Source organism: Actinacidiphila acidipaludis (assembly GCF_019890725.1).
Classification (GTDB): Bacteria; Actinomycetota; Actinomycetes; order Streptomycetales; family Streptomycetaceae; genus Actinacidiphila; species Actinacidiphila acidipaludis.
In genome coordinates, this window is the sequence record NZ_JAINZZ010000094.1 from 1 (window position 1) to 19,635 (window position 19,635).

Genomic DNA, 19,635 nt, shown 5'->3' on the forward strand with positions numbered 1-19,635 from the left:
GGCGGGGTGCTCGGGTCGCAGCATGGCCTGGCGTTCGACGAGTTCGCTCAGGGAGGCGTCCTCGATCGCGACGGTGGTGGCGTTCCACTCCTCCACCACCAACCGCCGCTCCTCCACCGACAGCAAGTCGATCGCTCCCAGCGGCCGTTCCGGCTCATCGAGGGCGGTGCGCAGGAAACGCAGCAACCGGTCCTGGTGGGCGGCGACGGTGGCGAGGTCGGTGACGTCGGGCGCGGCGTCGAAGTCGATCCGCAGACCCCGGCCGGGACCCAGGTCGTAGACGGCGACGGCGAGGTCCTGCACCGGCCCGTTGCTCAGGTTGTGCTGCACCGACGGCAGTCCCGCGAAGGCGGTGTCGCCGCCGAACGCCATGATGTTCACCAGCGGCGAGCTGATCCGCCGATCCGACTCGCCGAGGCCCAGATCACGGCACATGTCCTCGTAGCGGGTGAGCTGGTGGCGCAGCGCCTGGCGCACTTCGGCGGCGGTGCCGGCGACCAGTTCGGCGAGGGTGCGCTCGCGGCCCGCGGCGATCCGCAGCGGAACCACGTTCGACATCATCGCCGGGGTGCTGCGGGCCAGCGGCGTCGTCCGCCCGGTCACCGGCAGCCCGATCACCAGCTCCTGCGGATCGCCGCCCGCCCGGTGCGTGTAGGCGGCCAGCAGCGCGACGACCAGCACCGGCCAGGAGACCTTGTACGCCGCGCGGGCCGTGGACCGGATGCGGTCGGCGGTCTCCACGTCCACCACCACGGTCCGGCGGACGAACGGCACCGCCGGATCGTGATCCGGCGTGCGGCCCTCGCCGAGCCGCGGAGTCTCCGGCACTCCGGCGAGACGCTCGGACCAGTAGGCACGGTCCTCGGCGGCCTTCTCCGAACTCCGGTACGCCTCCTCCTCGGCGAGCAGGTCGGCCAGCGGCACGAACGGTCCCGCGTCCCAGGGCTCGCCCCCCACCGCCTGCTCGTACAGCGCGCCCAGCCGGCCCACGACCAGCGCGGCACCCATGCCGTCCATCACCAGGTGGTGATAGCGGTGGTAGTAGAAGAAGCGGTCGCCGGCCAGCCGGATCAGGGCGTGCCGGGTCAGCGGACCACGGGCGAGGTCGATCGGCCGGGCGATGTCCGCGTCCATCCAGGCGCGGGCCGCGGCCTCGGGGTCGTCCGCCCCCGTGACGTCGACCTGTTGCAGTGACCGCCCGCCCGGGTCCGGGTCGACGATCTGCCGGATGCCGCTCTCGTCGGCCTCCGTGCCACTGATCCGCAAGGCGTCCGACTCCTGCACCAGGCGGTACCAGCAGTCCGCGAGCAGCTGGGCGTCGACCGGGCCGAGGATCTCCCGGAACTCGCCGATGCTGTACCGGCGTCCGGTCGGGTCCGCGTCGTGGGCCAGCCAGATGTCGCGCTGCGCCGCCGACAGCGGCAGCCGGGCGGCGCCGGGCCGGCCGGCGGGGTGCGGGTCAGACACCATGGAGGGCTCCTTCGTGGTGCGGCGTCGGTGTGCGCGCGGGCGCGGAGTGCGAACGGGTGGGGTACGCGAGGGAGTTCAGGTCGTGCGTGAGTACGCGGCTCGTTTCGGGCCGGGCGCGGGTGCGCGTACGGGCTGTGCGGTGGGGCGGCGTACGACGTGTGCGGTTCGGCGCGTGCGTTCGATGTGCTGCGTGGGCGTGCTGCGTGCTGCGCGTGCTGTGCGGATGCTGCGTGCTGCAGGGTGAACCGGGTTCGCGGGCCGAGCTGTTCGTGCCGCGCCGGTCCGGTCCGGGGCGATCTTTCGGGGCCACCGGCTCCAAGAGCCACGGGAGTGTGCGGGTTGATCCGGCGAACTCCCCTGCGGGCTTTGCCGGATGGAGCGGCCTGACGGGTTCAGGAGGTGACGTCGACTCATTCAACCGACGGCCCGCACCCGCGAGCGGAAGTTGGCCCGGCAGTCCGTGAGCACCTCAGCGCACTGCGGCAGCCGCGGCCCGCGGGGAACTGCCGTCGGCAGGCCCGAGCGCCGTGACGAGCGCGGCGGAGACGGTCGCCGCGGCCGGGCCCGGCACGATGCAGGCCAGGGAACCCGGCTCGGGGGTCGTCGCCGAGGCCCGCGCGCGGTCCTCGGCGGTCGCGGATCCGGCCTCGGCACTGGTTCCGTGGAGGGCGCGGACGAGTCCCAGGACCCGGAAGCGGCTGCGGCCGGAGTCGTACGAGGACCGGATGACGCCGTGCACGAGCAGGTCCCGCAGCATCCGGCCGCTGTCGGCCGGTCCACCGCCGGTCAGCGCCATGACGTCGGCCAGTTCGAACTCCGCGCCGCCGCGCGCGCACACCGCGTCCAGCAGCGCCCGGTGTCCCGCGGGAAGGCGGAGCAGGACGCGTTCCACGGCCTGCCGCACACGGCGGCCGTCGTCACCGCCGGTCAGGTCGTCCAGCAGCGACGCCGGATCGAGGCCGGCGATCGCCGCCAGGTCGGTCGCGTCGTGGACCAGCAGCCAGGACGCCGCGCAGGCGAGAGCGGTGGGGTGCCCGTCGAGGGCGCGGCACAGGGAAGCGACGTGCGCGAGGTCGGCGGGAGCCGCGCCGACGTCGGGCCGCACGCGCCGCGCGTGGGACAGGAACATCCGTACCGCCGGCGCCTCACCGTCCGCCCGGTCCGGAGCGGGCAGTCCCAGCGGGGCCAGCAGGAACACCCGTTCCCCGGGCACGCCCCAGGGCTCCTCGCAGGTCACCAGCAGCCGCAACTCCGGGCAGGCGCGCAGCAGTCGGGACAGCCGGTCGTGGCGGACGCCCCGCGGCGGCGCGCCGTCCAGCACCAGCAGGGCCGGCCGCTCACCGAGCAGGGCGGCCGGCCCGCCCGTGCCGTCCTCGGCCCGGTCCACGGTGCGGAACAGGTCCTCGGCGCACTCCCGGAGGAGCGTGGCCGGCGAGCGGTCGCCCGGACGCGTGCCTGCGGCGGTTCCGTCACCGTTCGCCCCGCTGCCCGCCGTCCGGCCGAGCGAACCGTGTCCTGCTGCCGTCACGCCGCCGGAGCTGGGGGAGGCGAGCGTCCGGCTCACGCCCCCTGGGCTGCCCGCGGCTGTGTGATCCCAACCCGCGCGGACGGCCGGCTGTCCGTTCCCGGTGCGCGGTCCGCGGCTCGGATCGTCCGCGATGCCCCAGCCGCCCTCCGCCTCGGGGAAGGAGTGCCACAGCACCGGCATCCCCTCGGTGTGCAGACGCTCGGCCACCGCCTGCGCCAGCCGGGTCTTGCCGATGCCGCTCAGGCCGACCACCGTCACCAGCCGCTCGACGCCCGAGGACAGTTCCTGGGCCAGTACCTCGGTCTCCGCCTCCCGGCCCAGCGCCGGATGCAGCGCGGTCGGGGGCGCGAGGAGCTCCGCCGGCCACTCGGCGGTCTCCGGCTGCCGCTGCCGCGCCGCCGCCTGCAGGACGCCGCGGGAGCGCTCGCCCAGCCGCAGCGCGTCCGCTATCAGCCGCACGGTGTCCGGCCGAGGCCGCTGCGCGCGTCCCTGCTCCAGGTTGCGGATGGCCCGCATGCTGACGGTCGACAGGTCCGCCAACTCCCGCTGTGTCAGGCCGACACGCAGCCGGTGACCGCGCAGCAGCTCACCGAAGGGAGGGTGGTCCGTGCCAGGGGCGGCGCCGTCGTGCGCGTGCGCGGTGGCCGGGTGGAACGTGGTCATGTGCTCTCCCGCCTGATAGGTGCGTCTCGTCGCGGTGGGCCGGCGTCGTGATCCGGCAGGCCTTCCGGCCCGCCGGCTCTCCCCGGTGACAGCGGCCCGCGCTGTGGGTGGGCGGCGCGGGCGCACGTGCACCCCCGATGTGGCACGTGCGCCGCGCTCCGATCACGGTGCGCGCCGCGACGGGTGACGCCTGAGAACCGGGCCGCAGGCCCTGTCCGGCGGCCCCGTCGCGGCCGCTTTCCGCACCTCTCATCGTCCGCGGGCCGCTATCGGTGGGGCATCACGGCGGGCATCCCGCCGCCGGGCCCGCTATCACCCGGGCCGGCCGGCCCCGCGGTCCGCTATCGCGGTGTGCGGCGGCGATAACGCTGCGATAGCGCCGGTGATAATGCCGGGATTCCCCCCCTTCCTAACGTGGTGCCCACGACGAAGGAAGCACCGAACAAGCGAAGGGAAACCCACCATGACCAGCAAGAAGAGCATCCGGACCGCCCTTGTCGCCCTGGCCGTCGCCGGCGCCGCGCTCCTCGGCGCCGAGGCCGCGCACGCCGAGTCCGCCCCGGCTCAGGCGCCCGCCTCCCAGACCCAGACCCAGACGCAGACCGACGCCGGCACCGCGAACGCGAGCACCCCCACGCCGACCCCGACCGCGACGACCGACAACAACCCCTGGGACTGACCCCCGCCGGGCGCCACCTGTCGCCCTTCCGCTCGCACCACCCCGCGTCCCGCGCACCACGTCCGGCCGCCGGCTCCCGCCCGCGGCCCCGGCCCCGTCGAACACGCGACGCCGGGCCCGCCGGATCTCGCGGCGTCAGGACGCGTCGAGGACGCCGGCCACCTCGGACACGGGCACCGGATCCACGCCGCTCAGCGGCAGGTCGGCCACATCAGGAGCCGTGGGAAGCGGCTCACCCGGCGGCATCGTGGCCAGCAGCCCATCCGCCGCAGCCAGTTCGTGAGGCATCCGCCGGTCCCGGAACGTCCGGGACGCCGCCCGCACCAGCTCCCGGGCGTGCGTGACCTCGCCGGTCCCGGCCAGCAGCCGCGCCAGATCCAGCCGCACCAGCGCCGCCCCCGCCTGATCCATGATCTGCTCGCGGACCACCAGAGCACCGCTGAAGAAGCGTTTCGCCTCCCCGGTCCGCCCCATGCCCACCAGCGCGATGCCCAGATCGCGCAGCAGATGGCCCTCGCCTATCACGTCGCCGGTGCCCCGGCACAGTTCCAGCACCTCGGTGAGGGTACGCACGGCGGCCTCGTCCTCGCCCCGGTGCAGCAGCACCTGGCCGACCCGCCGCAGCGTGCGCGCCTCGCCACCGGTGTAGCCGACGGAACGGTAGACGGCGAGCGCCTCGTCGAGCTCGGCCCGCGCCACGTCTCCCTGGTTCTGGCGGATCCTGATGTGCGCGCGCTGGGTGAGCACGATGGCCCGGCCGACCACGTCGCCCACGGAGTCGAAGCCGGCGAGCGCCGCCTCGTAGAGCGCCAGCGCCGGTTCGTCGTTGCCGCGCATCCGCTCCAGCAGCGCCAGGTCGCGCCGGCACAGCGCCAGCCCGTGGCGGTCGTCGAGCCGCTCGAAGCCGGCCAGCGCGTCGCACAGGGTCGCGTACGACTCCTCGTGCTGGCTGCGGGTGAGATAGAGCGACCCCAGCGAGCTGAGAAGCGCCGCCGTGCCGCGCTCGTTGCCCGCCGCGCGGGTCGCCGCCAGCGCCTGCTGATGCGTACGCTCCCACTGTTCGTGATAGCCGCGGACCTCGAAGAGCGTGACCAGCGTCGTCGCCAGGTCCCAGCTCAGCTCGTCCATGTGCGCCTCCGCGGCCTGCTGCACCGCCGAGCACAGGTTGAGCTGCTCCCCGTCGAGCCACTCCAGCGGGTCGGCGAGCAGGTCGTCGACGTGCGTGGCCGGGGGGTGCCAGCGCGGCGCCATGCCGTGCAGCACGGTGAAGTCGCCGCCGTAGACGCGGCGGTGGGCCTGCTCGGCCAGCGACAGCCAGGCCCCGAGCATCCGGGTCAGCGCCGCCGTCCGCTCCTGGGGACCGTCGTGCGCCGCGAGTTGCTCACGGGCGAACACCCGGATGATCTCGTGGAAGCGGTAACGGAAGCCCCCGCTGCTCTCCATGCCCACGACGTCCAGCATCTGCACGTCCACCAGCGGTTCGAGCAGGTCGGACGGGAAGGGGCGGTCGTCGTCCAGGAGCGCGCCGGCCAGCCAGCCCGGCAGCGTCATCCCGTCGGCCAGGCTGAGCAGCCGCAGCAGACGCCGGTCGGCCGCGGCCAGACCGTCGTGGGTCAGCGACAGACTGGCCCGCATCGTCATCTCGCCGTGCGCCAGCTCGTCCAGCCGGTGCCGCTCGTTGGCCAGCCGGTGCACCATCGACGCCAGGGTCCAGTGCGGGCGGGCCGCCAGCCGCGCCGACACGATGCGCAGCGCCAGCGGCAGCCCGCCGACCGTGCGGATCAGCGCCTCGGCGGCGGCCGGTTCGCGCTCCACCCGCTCCGCGCCGACGACCCGCACCAGCAGTGCCAGGGCCCGCTCGGTGCTCAGCACGTCGAGTTCGACGCGGTGCGCGCCGGGCAGCGCCGTCAGCCGCATCCTGCTGGTCACCAGCACCGCGCAGGCGGGGCTGCCGGGCAGCAGCGGGAGCACCTGCTGTTCGGACGCGGCGTCGTCCAGCACCACCAGGATGCGCCGGGCGGCCAGCAACGTCCGGTACATCTCGGCGCGTTCGTCCAGCGTCTCGGGGATCACCGGGCCGGGGATGCCGAGGGCCCGCAGGAAACGGCCCAGGACCTCGGCCGACGTGGCCGGGCTGCCGCCGGTGCCGCGCAGGTCGCAGTAGAGCTGGCCGTCGGGGAAGCAGCGGTCGCCGAGCCGGTGCGCGACATGCGTGGCGAGCGTCGACTTGCCCGTTCCGGGCTTGCCGACGACGACCGCCAGGCCCACGGCGTTGCTCACGCCGTCACCGGTCAGTACCGCCTCCAGCAGGGCGACCTGCTGATCGTCGGCGACGAAGTCGGCCGTGTCCGCGGGCAGTTGACGGGGTACCTCGTCACGGGGCGCGGGCCGCTCAGCCGGGGCGGGCAGGGCGGACACGGTCGCGGAGGCGGGCGTCGCCGCGGGCGAGGACGCTTGGCCGGCGGACTCGTCGGAGGAGGGACCGGGCGCGGCCGCGGCGGCCGGGGCGTGCAGGGACGGGTCGCCGGACAGGATCGCCGCCTCCAGCCGGCGCAGCTCGTCACCCGGATCGAGTCCCAACTCGTCGGCCAGCAGATCGCGTCCGACCCGGTATGCCTCCAACGCCTCGGCCTGCCGCCCCGAGCGGTGCAGCGCCAGCATCAACTGGCCGCGCAGCCGCTCCCGCAGCGGATGGTCGTGCACGAGTAACTGGATCTCGCCGACCAGTTCGTGATGGCGGCCGAGTCCGAGCTCCAGGTCCAGCCGCGTCTCGATCGCGGTCAGCCGCTCTTCGTCGAGCTGACGCGCCTTGCTGCGCAGGGTGTCGCTTGCAAGTCCGCTCATGCAGTCGCCGAGCCACAACTCACCCGCCGCACGCAGCAGTTCCGCTGCCCGGGCGTCACGGCCGCCCTTCACCGCGGCGCGTGCCTCGGCCAGCAGCCGGGCGAAGACGGCCGCGTCGACGCAGCCGCTGTCGGCGATCAGCACATAGCCGGGCGGACGCGTGGTGATGGCGGCGTCGAGTCCGGCGCCGGCGAAGAGCTTCCGCAGCCGCGACACGCAGATCTGCACCTGGGTGCGGGCGGTGTCCGGAGGCTCGTCGTTCCAGAGCAGATCCACGAGATAGTCGGTGCTGACGACTCTGTTCACCTCGAGCAGCAGGGCTGCCAGGATGAGTTCCTGCCGTCCCGGGGGAACGCGGACGGTCCCCTGTTCTCCCGTGATCTGCAGCGGTCCGAGCAGCCGGAAGACGAGCTCCCCCGCGGCGGTGCCCTGGCCGAACGAATCGGGCATGCGTCTCCCAGGTCCGGCGCGGAGGTCAGAAAACGGAACGACTGCGGCCGAAATTGTGACTGAACGTCCCTCTTCTGTCCACACTCCGCCATCACCGGCCGTGATAGCGCGGGGATAACGGGAGGTTGGGCGGATGTCGCACAGTGTGGTCGGGCGGCGGTCCTGATCGCGGCCCAAGAAACGCAAGTTGTCCGTGTGACGCGATGGCCGCGGACGGAAGGACGCCACGTAATGGACCTCAGTACCCCGTGTACGGTAGCCAGCCGCGCGATTACCGCATCCGGCGTAGAGCACATCAGGCTTTCATACGACTATTTGGAGTGCGGCGACCTGGACGGGTACGCGTCACTGCTGGACGACGACGTGATCGTGGACCGGCCCGACGCGCCGACCGGCCGGGGCCGCGCCGAGGTTCTGCGGATGCACCAGGACCGGTTGGTACCGAAGGACCGGCACGTCATCGAGCGGATCGTCGCCGACGGGGATCACGTGGTGGTGATCGGCAGCATCCAGCCGCCGGCGATCCCGGCCGCCACCCAGCCCGCCTCACCCGCCTCGCCCGCGGGCCGCGTCGCCTTCGTGGACGTCTTCACCCTGTCCGACATCGGCATGCTCCTCGCCTGCCGCCGCTACTACTTCGCGGCCCCGGTCTGAGCCTCGCGGATTGCCCGGGCTGGACGGAGTGCGAGGCCCGGCGCCCTCGAATTGCTCCGCCGATTCCGCTCGTGCCTTCCGGCTGACGCGACGACCGCCGAACAGTTCCGCCGTAGGTCGTGGCCGCGGGGCCGAGGCCCGATCGACCGCACCATGGTCTTCGCGGTGGCTCGGTCGGGGACATGTGCCGCTGTACGCATCACCAAAAGGTCCGCGTCACGGCCTCCGGCGGACGACCTGTGCGTTCCCACGCCCGAAACAGCGCGGCGATCACCACGACGAAATCCCTGTGCAGCGCGGGGTCCGGGTGTTCCACGTTCGCCTCACCCCGCCGGGCGAGCATGGTGCCGATCGGTACGCCGCTCGGTGTGCAGGGGCGGACCACTTCGGTGTCCGCACGGAGGACGACGTGCCCTGTAGCGCGGTCGTCGATTCCCCAGCCGTAGACGATGCCTCCGTCCGCGACGGGACCCCGCCGTGTGATGTGCACGCTCGCCGCCATGTGCCCAAGTCTCGATGGTCGATCACGGATCGGGTAGGGCGTCCTAGTCGCGTGGACCGTAGGGCCTCCGAGCGAAGCCGGCGGCCTAGACGGCCGGTTCCGTGCGGTTGCGCGTCAGCCCTTGTGCTGGGAACCCGGGTGGTCTTCGGGCGGGCGCTCGTGAACGACCAGGGAACCGTCCGGTTCGATGCGCAGCACGAATGGTCCCTGAGCGGCAGAGACCTTGCCCAGGGGGCTCAGTTCCGCGGCGCGCTGGTGGAAGAGGGCTATCGCTTCGGGCAGTGTGCATCCACGGGCCTCGCGTATCGATGCGATGGTGTGAATCGCGCGGCCCGCCAGGATGTCCTCGTCCACGCCTACCGGCAGCTCTGCCACGGCTCCCCTCTCCGGGCCGACGGTGATCATGCAACCGTAGCGACGCGAGAGTCGCCCCGGCACCCGCTTGACAGAGCGCACCGGCACCGACGGCTCCGGCGGCGCCGTGGATCACTGCCGGTACGGTGGCAACCACGTTCATGCGGCGACCAGTTCGGAGCGGGCGGACATCATGCGGCTTCTTCTCACCTCTGCCGGCATCACCAACCCGGCCATCCGGGACGCGCTGGTCGATCTCCTGGGCAAGCCGATCTCCGAGTCCCACGCCCTCTGCATCCCTACGGCCGGCCACGGCAGTTCCTTCGGACCGGTCGGGCCCTGGCGCTTCATACGCGGCGCCGATCTGGGGTGGAAGTCGGTCGGGGTGCTGGAGCTGACCGCGCTGCCGACCATCGACCGGGAACGTTGGGTCCCGTGGGTCCGGGAGGCGGACGTCCTCCTGGTGAACGGCGGTGACGTCCTGTATCTGAGCCACTGGATGCGGGAGTCCGGGCTGGCCGATCTCCTGCCGTCACTGACCCGCACGGTCTACGTGGGATTCAGCGCGGGGAGCCTGGTGCTGACCCCTCGCATCGGGCAGGCCTTCATGGACTGGACGTCGCCCACCGGTGACGACAGCACACTCGGAATGGTCGACTTCTCGATCTTCCCGCACCTGGACCATCCGGACTCGCGCGAGTACAGCCTGGCTGCCGCCGAACGATGGGCGGCGGAGATCGCGGGTCCGGCGTACGCGATCGACGATGACACCGCCATCAAGGTGAACGACGGCACAGTGGAGGTCGTCTCCGAGGGATCCTGGAAGTTCTTCGGCCCTGCTCGATGACCCGTCGCACACGAGGCGTGGTTCACCCAGCGCGGCCACTGTTCGGCGATGTGGATGGGGGGTGGGGACACGGATTCCCATTCCAGTCCCGAGCCGGCTGCCGGGGACCTTCCCACCCACCCCCCAAGGCCGCGAGTCCCTCACGATCTCCGTCCGGCCCACTGCACCGCACCGTAGTGGTGGCCACTGACAACGGCGGATGCGGCGCCAGTCGGCGGCCTCTTACCGGCCGGGGCCCGGCCGGGGGATCCAGTCACATCGCGGTCAGGACGCGGTGGTGAAGACGGCGGCGGCGTCAGCAGGGACGGTCAGGTTGTGGCCGGTAGTGAAATCGGCCGTCAGCGTGCCGACCGGCATCGGGAAGCCGTTCGCGTCGGTCGCCGGCGTCGAACCGGTCGCATACAGGTACTTGTTGAGCGGTGAAGGCGCTGAGGGCCGCCAGTGTCGCTTCTGCGCTACGAGATCAGAACGGACCTGTCTCCCGTGGTGCACAGCGGACCACACAGTCGCCGAGGTCGGGTTGTCGGACTGACGAGGGACACGGTCGAAGTCGGATCCCGCAACTGGGCCCGGTTGTGGCGGAGGTGGGCTGCCGCGTATGTGCTGGTGTGCGGTGGGCGCGCCAGGGGAGCCGGTGCGGTTCCGGTACTCCTCTGGGCGATGTCACCAGGGCGGCTGGCGGGCGGCGGATTCTGCGTCCACCGCGGTCGTCCGGGTAGGCCATGACGCGCGCCTTCCGTCGTCAGGGATCTCCACGGTCTCCGAGAAATGCGCCTGGAGCCGTTGCTCGGCCGCACAGACCTCCTGGTCATACAGGCAGATTTGGGCCGCTCACTCTACTCGTGACCTCCACCAGAGGAAGATTGCGTCAGCCGCCGCAGCCGGCCGCGGTCAGGGCGCGATGACCAGGCGGCTGATCAGGTCGCCGTCGAGCGTGAAGGCGTAGCGGAGGTCCACCGTGCCGCCGGGGAAGTTGCCGTCGAGCCGCTGGGTGATGGTCCAGTGGTCGGCCGCGTCCCGCACGGCCCCCCGGTAGGTGGTGGTGTACGTGTACTCCGAGGCGGCGCGGTTGAGCCACCGCTGGATGTCGGGCAGTCCGTCGTACGTGCGGCCGTCGTCGGTGACCTGTGCGTCCGCCGTCATCAGAGCCGCGGAGGCCTGGCCGTCTCCCGCGTTGTGCGCCGTGAGGTAGCGGCTGATGACGTCGGGCAGCGCGTCGCGGTCCACCGGAGTGGGGGAGGAGTCGGTCATGACGTGCTCACTTTCCGGGACTATGAGGGCTTCGCCGTGTGACTGCTAAAATAGAAGCCGGTGACTTTCACTTTAGCAGTAACCGGGAAGGGTGCCATGGCGAGCCGGATCAGGCTGGAGGACCGCGAGTGTCCGCTGTCGACCACCGTGCAGCACGTCGGCGAGTGGTGGACTTTGCTGATCCTTCATGACGCCTTCGACGGGTACACACGCTTCGACCAGTTCCAGAAGAGCCTCGACATCTCGACGAGCATGCTCACCGCACGCCTGAAGACACTGGTGGCCGACGGTCTGCTCGAGCGGCGCCCCTACCAGACGAACCCGGTGCGCCACGAGTACGCGCTCACCGAGCGCGGACGTTCCCTGCGCCCGGTGATCGTGGCCCTCGCGGCCTGGGGCAACCAGCACCTGCCGCAGGAGCAGCGGTCGATGGTGCTGGTCGACGCCGCGACCGGCGAGGAGGTCGAGCCGGTCGTCGTCGACGCCCGGACCGGACGGAGCCTCCAGGACAGCGACGCCTTCGTCTTCACCGCCGGACCCGCCGCCGGGCCCGGGATGCGCGCCCGGTACACCGAACTGGGCCGCCCGCGCTCCGAGCCGGCCGGCGCCGAGGACGCGGAGTCGCGGCGCGCCTGACCGCGCCCCCGCCCGCCCTCTCTCATCCGCCCCGGTTGACGGCTCCCGCCGTGTCAAGGGCACCGGCTGCCGAGTCGGCCCGCCGGGTTGACGCCCGCGGCCCACGAGCAGCCGAGCTTCGCTGCCTGCGGCCGTTGTCATGCGGTGCGGCCCCTGTCACGTGGCGCCTCACCGTGCACCCCGGGTCGCCCTCTTCGCAGCGCACCGTCGCTGATCGGCGTATCCGCGCCCCCGCGCCCCGCGCCCTGCGCCGCGCCCTCGCGCCGCCATGCACGGCACCCAGGTCATGGGTTGAGTCCGTGCCGCTCCCGCGACTGACCTGTCGCCGCGCGTCACTCCTGCGTCCCCTGTCGCAGCACGTCAGGACACGTCAGGGCACCCGTCACCATCTTGACGGGTGACGCTGGCGCCTGCCATGCTGACGTCACCACCTCAACCGGTGACGCGATAGCGGCGCCGAATCAGGGATGGCGCAAGGAATCCGACCCGGGAAGGGGCCAACCGTCATGGCCGTCAACCGCATCGCCGTCGCCACCGAGGCCCCTCTCGAACCGTCCGCCCGGTCGGCCGCCGCGCCAGCCGAAGTAGCCCCACGCGTAGGGGAGTTCGCGGAGTACCCGGCCTGGCCCGCTGCCGCGCAGGTGTGGAACTGGGCGGAGGGCGCCGTGCTGTTCGGCTACGGCCCGTCCCCCGCGCAGTTCCTCTGACCGGACCCGGCGACCACCTGCGGACGCCCGTGCGCACCGCGGCGGCCCCACCCGAACCATCGAAAGTGAGAGCACAGCCATGGACATGAAGCTCGAAGTCGTCATCGTGCCCGTCTCGGACGTGGACCGCGCCAAGCACTTCTACGGGGAGCAGCTCGGCTGGCGTCTCGACGCCGACTTCCCGATCAGCGACGGCTACCGCATCGTGCAGCTGACCCCGCCCGGATCGGAGTGCTCGATCATCTTCGGCGAGGGCCTCACCACCCAGGCGCCCGGCACCCTGCACGGGCTGCAGCTCACCGTCACCGACATCGTCAAGGCCCAGGAGGAGCTCGCGGGCCACGGTGTCGCGGTCACCGGGCCGTTCCGCGACGAGACCGGTGCCTTCCACCACGCCGGCGCCGCCCACCGGGTGCCCGGTCTCCACCCCGAGCGGGCCAGTTACGGCACCTTCGCCGCCTTCACGGACCCGGACGGCAACGAGTGGTTCCTCCAGGAGGTCACCGAGCGCGCCCCCGGCCGCTGACCCCGCCGGCCACCCCCGGCCGTCCCCGTTCACCCCCGTCCAGTACCGCCCACCGCCCACCCCAACGGCACCCATCCACCCGGAGGACCCATGACGACCGACACCATCCGTACCTACGACGTCATCGTGATCGGCGCGGGACCGGTGGGTGAGAACGTCGCGGACCGCACCGCGGCCGCGGGCCTGAGCACGGTCGTCGTGGAGGGAGAACTGGTCGGCGGCGAGTGCTCCTACTGGGCGTGCGAACCCAGCAAGGCGCTGCTGCGACCCGTGCTGCTGCGCGCCGACGCCCTGCGGATGCCGGGACTCGGCGAGGCGGTCAAGGCGCCGCTCGACACCACCGCCGTGCTGGCCCACCGCGACCGCATGTCGGCGGACTGGAAGGACGACGACCAGGTCGCCTGGCTCGCGTCGGCCGGCATCGAACTGCTCCGCGGCCACGGGCGGTTGACGGGTGAGCGTGAGGTCGCGGTGGCGACCCCCGGCGGGGACGTCGTCCAGCTGAAGGCCCGGTACGCCGTCGCCGTCTGCACGGGCAGCCGGGCCGCCCTGCCCGACCTGCCCGGCATCGAGGAACTGCGGCCGTGGACCAGCCGCGAGGCGACCAGCGCCCACCAGCCGCCGCCGCGACTGGTGATCGTCGGCGCGGGCGTGGTCGCGGTGGAGATGGCCACCGCCTGGCAGGCCCTGGGAAGCCGGGTGACCCTGCTCGCCCGCGGCGACGCGCTGCTGCCCCGCATGGAGCCGTTCGCGGGCGAACTCGTCACCGAGCGGCTGAGGGAGGTGGGCGTGGACGTGCGGTTCGGCACCACCGTCGCCGCCGCACGGCGGACCGAGGACGGCGAAGTGCGCGTCACCCTGTCCGACGGCGGTCGGCTCGTGGCCGACGAGATCCTCTTCGCCACCGGCCGCGCACCGCGCTCGGAGGACGTGGGGCTGGAAACCGTCGGCCTTTCGCCCGGCGACTGGCTCAGCGCCGACGACTCGCTCACCGTCGCCAAGGTGCCGGGGGACTGGCTGTACTCGGTCGGCGACGTCAACGGCCGGGCGCTCTTCACCCACCAGGGCAAGTACCAGGCCCGGGTCGCCGGCGCGGTGATCGCCGCCCGGGCGCGGGGCGAGCAGCTCGACACCGGCCGCTGGTCGGCGCACCGCGGCACGGCCGACACCGAAGCGGTTCCGGCGGTCGTCTTCACCGACCCGGAGATCGCCTCCGTGGGGCTGACCGTCCGGGAGGCGGAGCGGGCCGGCCGGGCCATCGACGTCGTGGACTACGACATCGGCCAGGTCGCCGGTGCCGTCCAGCACCGTCCCGGCTACCGGGGCCGGGCGCGGATCCTCGTGGACCGGGACCGCCGGGTGGTCGTCGGTGCGACGTTCGCGGGACCCGGCGTCGGTGAACTTCTCCACTCGGCCACCGTCGCCATCGTGGGGGAGGTGCCGGTCGATCGTCTCTGGCACGCCGTTCCGGCGTTCCCCACGATCAGCGAGGTGTGGCTGCGGCTGCTCGAGACGGGCTTCCGGTCGTGAACGCCACCGCGCGTGACCTCGCGCTGGTCGTTCTCGGGCTGCCGCCCGACCGGTCCGTGGCGCAGGGCGATCTGTCCCTGGCGCTGGCCGGGGCCGAGGTCGTCGACCTGGTGACCGCCGGGGCGCTGAGCCTGACCGGGGACCGGTTCGTACCCGGCCCCGAGGTGGCGACGGGGGACCCGCTGCTGGACGAGGCGGTGGCCTCACTCGTACGGCGGGAGCCCGGCGAAACGGTCCAGCAGTGGCTGTGGCGCCGCGGCAGCGGGCTCGCCGCTCGCTACGCCCGCGACCTGGAGCAGGCCGGGCACCTCGTCCGTCCACGGAGGCGGGGGCTCGCAGGGTATGCCGCACGGCTCGCGCCGTCGGACCCGCACGCCATCGCCGGTTCGCCCGCGACGGCCCTCTCGCCCGCGCGTGAACGAGCCGAAGAGCGCGGGGCGAGCGGCGAGCCCGTCCTCGCGGCCCTCCTCGGGGCCCTCGGCATCGTGGCAGCCGCGGCGGATCACCCCTCGGACACCGCCGGCTCCGGCTCCGCGGGGGCAGGGGACAGCCTTCCGGCGGCCGCGGACGCCGACGCGGTTGCCGTCGAGACCGTCCTGGCCGCCGTGGGCGACGCCGTGACGCGGCTCGAGGCGATCCGGTTGCGACGCGACGTCGAGCAGGCCGCCTTCGACAACGTCTGGCGCGGCTGAACTCCCACCGAGGTGTCCGGGCCGGCCCGCCCGCGCCCGGTGCCATGGCCGGACGCGACACCGTCACCGCCCCAGGCGGACATGCGCAGTCCCGACCCGCCCCTGGCCGAGCAGGTGAGAGGTCACATTGACAGTCGCAATTGAGCCATGCCAGGCTCATCACCTATTCAACCGGTGACGGCAATAGGGGCTTGCGGGCCTGCCCCCGGTGGGCGCGCCCTGCGCGGCCCCGCACCGCGCGCGTCGCGGCGCCGTCGCCACGAAGGAGCGCACGACCATGGCAGGACCAGAGAAGCGAAGGGCCGAGGGTGCGCCGGTCGGCAGACGGGCGATGCTCGGCATGCTCGGCGCGGGCGCCGCGGGAATCGCCGCCGCGCCTTATCTCCAGCGGGGGTGGGAGAGCGTGCTCGGTGCGGCCTCCCAGGCCGACCCGACCGGCCTGACGGGCCTGCTGCCCAATCCGGGCGGCTTCCGCTACTACAGCGTCGTCGGCTCCGTGCCGCGCAAGGACGAGACCACCTACCGGCTGCGGGTCCGCGGACTGGTGAAGCGGCCCACGACGTACACGCTCGCGGACCTTCGGGCGATGCCGCAGACCCGTGTCGTCCACGACGTGCTGTGCACGGACGGCTGGCGCGTGGAGCGGACGCCCTTCGAGGGGGTGCGGCTGTCGGAGATCCTCGACGCCGCCGGCGTGCGCTCGCCGGGTGCCGCCGTCCACTTCACCTGCTTCGACGGCGCCTACACCGAAAGTCTGACCCTGGAACAGGCGCGCCGCTCCGACGTCCTGATCGCGCTGAAGATGCAGGATGCGCCCGTCAGTCACGCGCACGGCGGACCGGTCCGCCTGTACGTGGCGCCCATGTACTTCTACAAGTCGGCCAAGTGGCTGTCCGGCATCTCGGTCACCGACACGGTCGTTCCCGGCTACTGGGAGGAGCGCGGTTATGCCGTCGACGGCTGGCTCGACGACGCCGACCGGCATGACGCCGCGGCCTGACCGCGGCGGCCCGGTCCGCCCCGGCGCCGCTGGCGGCCGCGCCGACGCCGAGCCCGTCCCGGGCGATGCCGATCGCGCCCGCCACCGGGCCGGCGGTGCCGAAGGAGGCGGCCAACGCCCCGGCCGCATCAAGCGGTTCAGCCGTGCCGAGCGGATGGTCCACCGGGCCACGGGTCTGCTGATGCTGGTCTGCCTGGTCTCCGCCGCGTGCCTGTATCTCGGGCCGCTCGCCGTGCTCGTGGGGCGCCGGCACCTGATGGTGACCGTGCACGAGTGGTCGGGCATCTCGCTCCCGCTGCCCTTCCTGCTGGGGCTGCTCTCCGCCGAGTTCCGGGCGGACCTGCGCCGGTTGAACCGCTTCGCGCCGTACGACCGGGAATGGCTGCGGGCCGCCCGCCATCGGCTGCGGGGGCCGCAGGCGCGCCCGGCCGGCAAGTTCAACGCCGGTCAGAAGCTCTACGCCGGCTGGCTCGCCGGTGCCGTGGTGGTGATGGCGTTCACCGGCCTGCTGATGTGGTTCCTGGGGCTGCTGCCCGCGATCTCGCGCACCAGCGCGATCTTCGTCCACGACCTGCTGGCCTGGGCGATCGTCATCGTCCTGCTCGGACACGTGCGCAAGGCCTTCGAGGACCCCGAGACGCGGCTGGGCATGCGCACCGGGTACGTCAGCCGCACCTGGGCCCAGCGCCACCACTCCCGGTGGCTGGGCGAGGAGCACGAGACCGGCGGCGACGACCGCGCCGACCGCGCCGACCGCGCCGACCGCTCCTGACCGCCCGACAGATCCGACGGTTCGTCAGAGAACAGCGCTCACGCCTTTCGTCACCTGTCTGACCGGTGATAGTGTTTGGCTCGGTCGGTGCGCCGAAAGGCCTGAGGCGACACGCTCGGGCGGCGGGACACCCGCGCGGACGTCCAGCGTGGCGGAACCCCCGGCTAGGTCGCCGACCAGCACCCGCGATGCCGACACAGCCGTGTCGCCGCGTCCGGCGCACATCCGCGTGCGCCGCACTTCTCGGAGGGGAAAATCGTGAAACGAGTTCTGGCCGTCCTGGCCGCCGCTGTGCCGCTGGCCGCGGCGGTGTACGTCCCGGCCGCCTGGGCCGCGCCCCAAGCCGCCCCCGCTGCCGCGCCGTTCAGCTGCTCGGCGCCGCAGGTGAAGGCGCCGGCCGGGACGCGGGTGGAGTCGGTGACGGCGGTCCGCCAGGCCGGGGGCACCATCCACGGGACGGGGATCCTGGGCGGCACCGTGGACGGCGTTCCCGCCTTCTGCGACGTGACGGTCACCCTCGCCCATCCGGGGTCGGGCGACCACGCCAAGGTGCAGAGCTGGCTGCCCGTCACCGGCTGGAACGGTCGTTTCCAGGGGTTGGGCGGCAGTGCCTTCCTGGCCGGGGACAACGGTGTCGGTCTGGGCAACGCGGTCAAGAGCGGCTACGCGGCGACCACGACCGACGCCGGCGTCGGTGACGCGCTCGACACCACCTGGGCGCTGAACGCCTCCGGGCAGGTCGACGCGGCCCTGCTGAAGAACTTCGCGTCCCGCTCGCAGCACGAGGCGGCCGTGGTCGGCAAGGAGGTCGTCGGCGCTCTCTACGGCAAGCGCGCCGCGTACGCGTACTTCACCGGCTGCTCCACCGGGGGGCGGCAGGGCTACATGGAGGCGCAGCGCTACCCCGGCGACTACGACGGCATCCTGGCCGACGCGCCGGCCGTCAACTGGGACGAGTTCGAAGTCGCCACGCTGTGGCCGCAGGTGGTGATGAACAACGAGAAGACGTTCCCGTCCAGTTGCGAGCTCGACGCGTTCACCCAGGCCGCGGTCAAGGCCTGCGACGCGCTGGACGGTGTCCGGGACGGTCTGGTCGACGACCCGCAGCGGTGCGACTTCGACCCGCGCACGCTGATCGGCACCTCGGTGCGGTGCGACGGCAAGGAACTGACCATCACCGCGGCCGACGCGACCGTGGTGCGCAAGATCTGGGACGGGCCGCGCACGCCGTCGGGGACGAAGCTCTGGGCGGGCGTGCCGATCGGGGCGAGCCTTGAGGGCCTTGCGCACACCCTGCCGGGTACCGACGGCACCCTCGTCGGCGACCCCTTCCCGGTGCCGGCCCGCTGGGTGACCACCTGGCTGAAGAAGGACCCGTCCTTCGACGTCACGACCATCACCTACGGCCAGTTCACCCAGCTGTTCCGGCAGTCCGAGGCCGAGTACGACACCGTCATCGGCACCGACGACCCGGACCTGTCGGCCTTCCGCGACTCCGGCGGCAAGCTCCTGACCTGGCACGGTGAGGCCGACCAGTACATCCCCGCGCAGGGCACCGTGGCCTACCGCAAGCAGGTGGAGGCACGGATGGGCGGCAGCGAGCGGGTCGACGACTTCTACCGGCTCTTCCTCGCGCCCGGCACCAGCCACTGCGGCCTCAACGGCATCGACGGATCCACCGACGGCCTGGGCGCCCTGACCGCCTGGGTCGAGCACGGCGACGCCCCCCGGACGCTGCCCGCCACCTTGACCGGCGCCTCGGGCCGGCCGGTCACCCGTGACCTGTGCGCCTACCCGGAGGTGTCCCGCTACGACGGCCACGGCGACCCGGCCGCCGCCTCCTCCTTCCACTGCGTCCCGGCCTCCGGCCACACCGCCCGATGACCGCCGCACAGCACCGCGACCTGGGGAAAGCCCTGATCCGGACGCCTTCTAGGGTGGGGACATGACTTTGCACCGCAAGGGCCTCGTCCTCGATTTCGGTGGTGTGCTGACGACACCCCTGCTGCCCGCCGCACTCGCCTTCGAACAGCGCGAGGGACTGGCCGAGGGCACGCTGATCACCGGTCTCTACCTCCACCCCGAGGGGATCCGGCTCACCGAGGCGCTGGAGCGCGGCGCGCTCACCCAGACCGAGTGGAACGACGCGGCGGGCGCCCTCCTCGGCATCCCGCCGGAGAACCTGATGGGCCGCCTCTTCGCCGACCTGCGCCCGGAACCGGCCGTGATCGCCGCGGCCGCCGCCGCGCGCCGTGCCGGCGTGAAGGTGGGCATCCTCACGAACTCCGTCGGCCTGACGCCGTGGAACCTCTACGACGGGTACGCGCTGGACGAGCGGTACGACGCCGTGGTGGTCTCCGAGGTGCACGGGACGCGCAAGCCCGAGCCGGAGAGCTTCCGCCTCGTGCTCGGGCAACTCGGTCTGGCGGCCGAGGAATGCGTGTTCGTCGACGACACCGAGCAGTACCTGGCGCCCGCCGCCGAGCTCGGCTTCGCCACCGTCCACGCGACGGATCCCGCCCGCACGGTC

The 19,635-nt window shown here is 72.8% G+C and carries 18 protein-coding genes; 12 read left to right on the forward strand and 6 right to left on the reverse strand.

Annotated elements, in window-relative coordinates; all coding sequences use genetic code 11:
* Window positions 1-1,470 (reverse strand): condensation domain-containing protein (locus K7862_RS35525; RefSeq protein WP_262414308.1); only part of this gene is annotated, 1,470 nt, incomplete at its 3' end.
* Window positions 1,471-1,939: 469 nt separating this feature from the next.
* Entirely contained in the window at window positions 1,940-3,661 is a 1,722-nt protein-coding gene (locus K7862_RS35530) for a helix-turn-helix domain-containing protein (protein WP_222969610.1), read from the reverse strand.
* A gap of 463 nt (window positions 3,662-4,124) precedes the next feature.
* Between K7862_RS35530 and K7862_RS35535 the strand changes: the two genes are divergently transcribed.
* On the forward strand, window positions 4,125-4,340 hold the full coding sequence (locus tag K7862_RS35535) for a hypothetical protein (RefSeq protein WP_222969612.1): 216 nt from the start codon (window positions 4,125-4,127) through the stop codon (window positions 4,338-4,340).
* Between the two features lie 135 nt (window positions 4,341-4,475).
* Here K7862_RS35535 and K7862_RS35540 read toward each other — a convergent pair whose 3' ends face one another.
* Window positions 4,476-7,634, reverse strand: a complete 3,159-nt coding sequence (locus tag K7862_RS35540; RefSeq protein ID WP_222969614.1) for an AfsR/SARP family transcriptional regulator — start codon at window positions 7,632-7,634, stop codon at window positions 4,476-4,478.
* Between the two features lie 315 nt (window positions 7,635-7,949).
* Between K7862_RS35540 and K7862_RS35545 the strand changes: the two genes are divergently transcribed.
* Entirely contained in the window at window positions 7,950-8,288 is a 339-nt protein-coding gene (locus K7862_RS35545) for a nuclear transport factor 2 family protein (protein WP_222969616.1), read from the forward strand.
* Window positions 8,289-8,487: 199 nt separating this feature from the next.
* Here K7862_RS35545 and K7862_RS35550 read toward each other — a convergent pair whose 3' ends face one another.
* Window positions 8,488-8,790 (reverse strand): hypothetical protein, encoded by a 303-nt coding sequence (locus tag K7862_RS35550; protein WP_222969618.1) that lies wholly within the window; start codon window positions 8,788-8,790, stop codon window positions 8,488-8,490.
* 114 nt (window positions 8,791-8,904) lie between these two features.
* Complete coding sequence (locus K7862_RS35555) at window positions 8,905-9,195, reverse strand: hypothetical protein (protein WP_222969620.1); 291 nt, start codon at window positions 9,193-9,195, stop codon at window positions 8,905-8,907.
* Window positions 9,196-9,337: 142 nt separating this feature from the next.
* Here K7862_RS35555 and K7862_RS35560 point away from each other — a divergent pair, with 142 nt between their 5' ends.
* Window positions 9,338-9,991: a Type 1 glutamine amidotransferase-like domain-containing protein gene (locus tag K7862_RS35560; protein WP_222969622.1), complete on the forward strand. Its 654-nt coding sequence runs from the start codon at window positions 9,338-9,340 to the stop codon at window positions 9,989-9,991.
* Between the two features lie 891 nt (window positions 9,992-10,882).
* Here K7862_RS35560 and K7862_RS35565 read toward each other — a convergent pair.
* On the reverse strand, window positions 10,883-11,242 hold the full coding sequence (locus K7862_RS35565; protein ID WP_222969624.1) for a nuclear transport factor 2-like protein: 360 nt from the start codon (window positions 11,240-11,242) through the stop codon (window positions 10,883-10,885).
* A 96-nt stretch (window positions 11,243-11,338) separates the two neighbouring features.
* On the opposite strand from K7862_RS35565, the gene K7862_RS35570 reads away from it, so the two are divergent.
* From K7862_RS35570 to K7862_RS35610, 9 genes are all read left to right on the forward strand, one after another.
* On the forward strand, window positions 11,339-11,878 hold the full coding sequence (locus K7862_RS35570; RefSeq protein ID WP_222969626.1) for a winged helix-turn-helix transcriptional regulator: 540 nt from the start codon (window positions 11,339-11,341) through the stop codon (window positions 11,876-11,878).
* Window positions 11,879-12,384: 506 nt separating this feature from the next.
* Window positions 12,385-12,585: a hypothetical protein gene (locus tag K7862_RS35575; protein ID WP_222969628.1), complete on the forward strand. Its 201-nt coding sequence runs from the start codon at window positions 12,385-12,387 to the stop codon at window positions 12,583-12,585.
* A 79-nt stretch (window positions 12,586-12,664) separates the two neighbouring features.
* Window positions 12,665-13,111 (forward strand): VOC family protein, encoded by a 447-nt coding sequence (locus K7862_RS35580; protein WP_222969630.1) that lies wholly within the window; start codon window positions 12,665-12,667, stop codon window positions 13,109-13,111.
* A gap of 90 nt (window positions 13,112-13,201) precedes the next feature.
* Window positions 13,202-14,641, forward strand: a complete 1,440-nt coding sequence (locus K7862_RS35585) for a dihydrolipoyl dehydrogenase family protein (protein ID WP_222969632.1) — start codon at window positions 13,202-13,204, stop codon at window positions 14,639-14,641.
* Complete coding sequence (locus K7862_RS35590) at window positions 14,638-15,333, forward strand: GOLPH3/VPS74 family protein (RefSeq protein ID WP_222969634.1); 696 nt, start codon at window positions 14,638-14,640, stop codon at window positions 15,331-15,333. Before K7862_RS35585 ends, K7862_RS35590 begins: the two co-directional genes overlap by 4 nt.
* 277 nt (window positions 15,334-15,610) lie before the next feature.
* Window positions 15,611-16,333, forward strand: coding sequence for a molybdopterin-dependent oxidoreductase (locus K7862_RS35595; protein WP_262414309.1), 723 nt, complete (start codon window positions 15,611-15,613; stop codon window positions 16,331-16,333).
* Complete coding sequence (locus K7862_RS35600) at window positions 16,281-17,105, forward strand: cytochrome b/b6 domain-containing protein (RefSeq protein ID WP_262414310.1); 825 nt, start codon at window positions 16,281-16,283, stop codon at window positions 17,103-17,105. Before K7862_RS35595 ends, K7862_RS35600 begins: the two co-directional genes overlap by 53 nt.
* A 255-nt stretch (window positions 17,106-17,360) precedes the next feature.
* A complete protein-coding gene (locus tag K7862_RS35605; RefSeq protein ID WP_222969642.1) occupies window positions 17,361-18,989 on the forward strand; it encodes a DUF6351 family protein in 1,629 nt (542 codons plus the stop codon).
* Between the two features lie 61 nt (window positions 18,990-19,050).
* The coding region (locus tag K7862_RS35610; RefSeq protein WP_222969636.1) for an HAD-IA family hydrolase at window positions 19,051-19,635 on the forward strand (585 nt) is incomplete at its 3' end.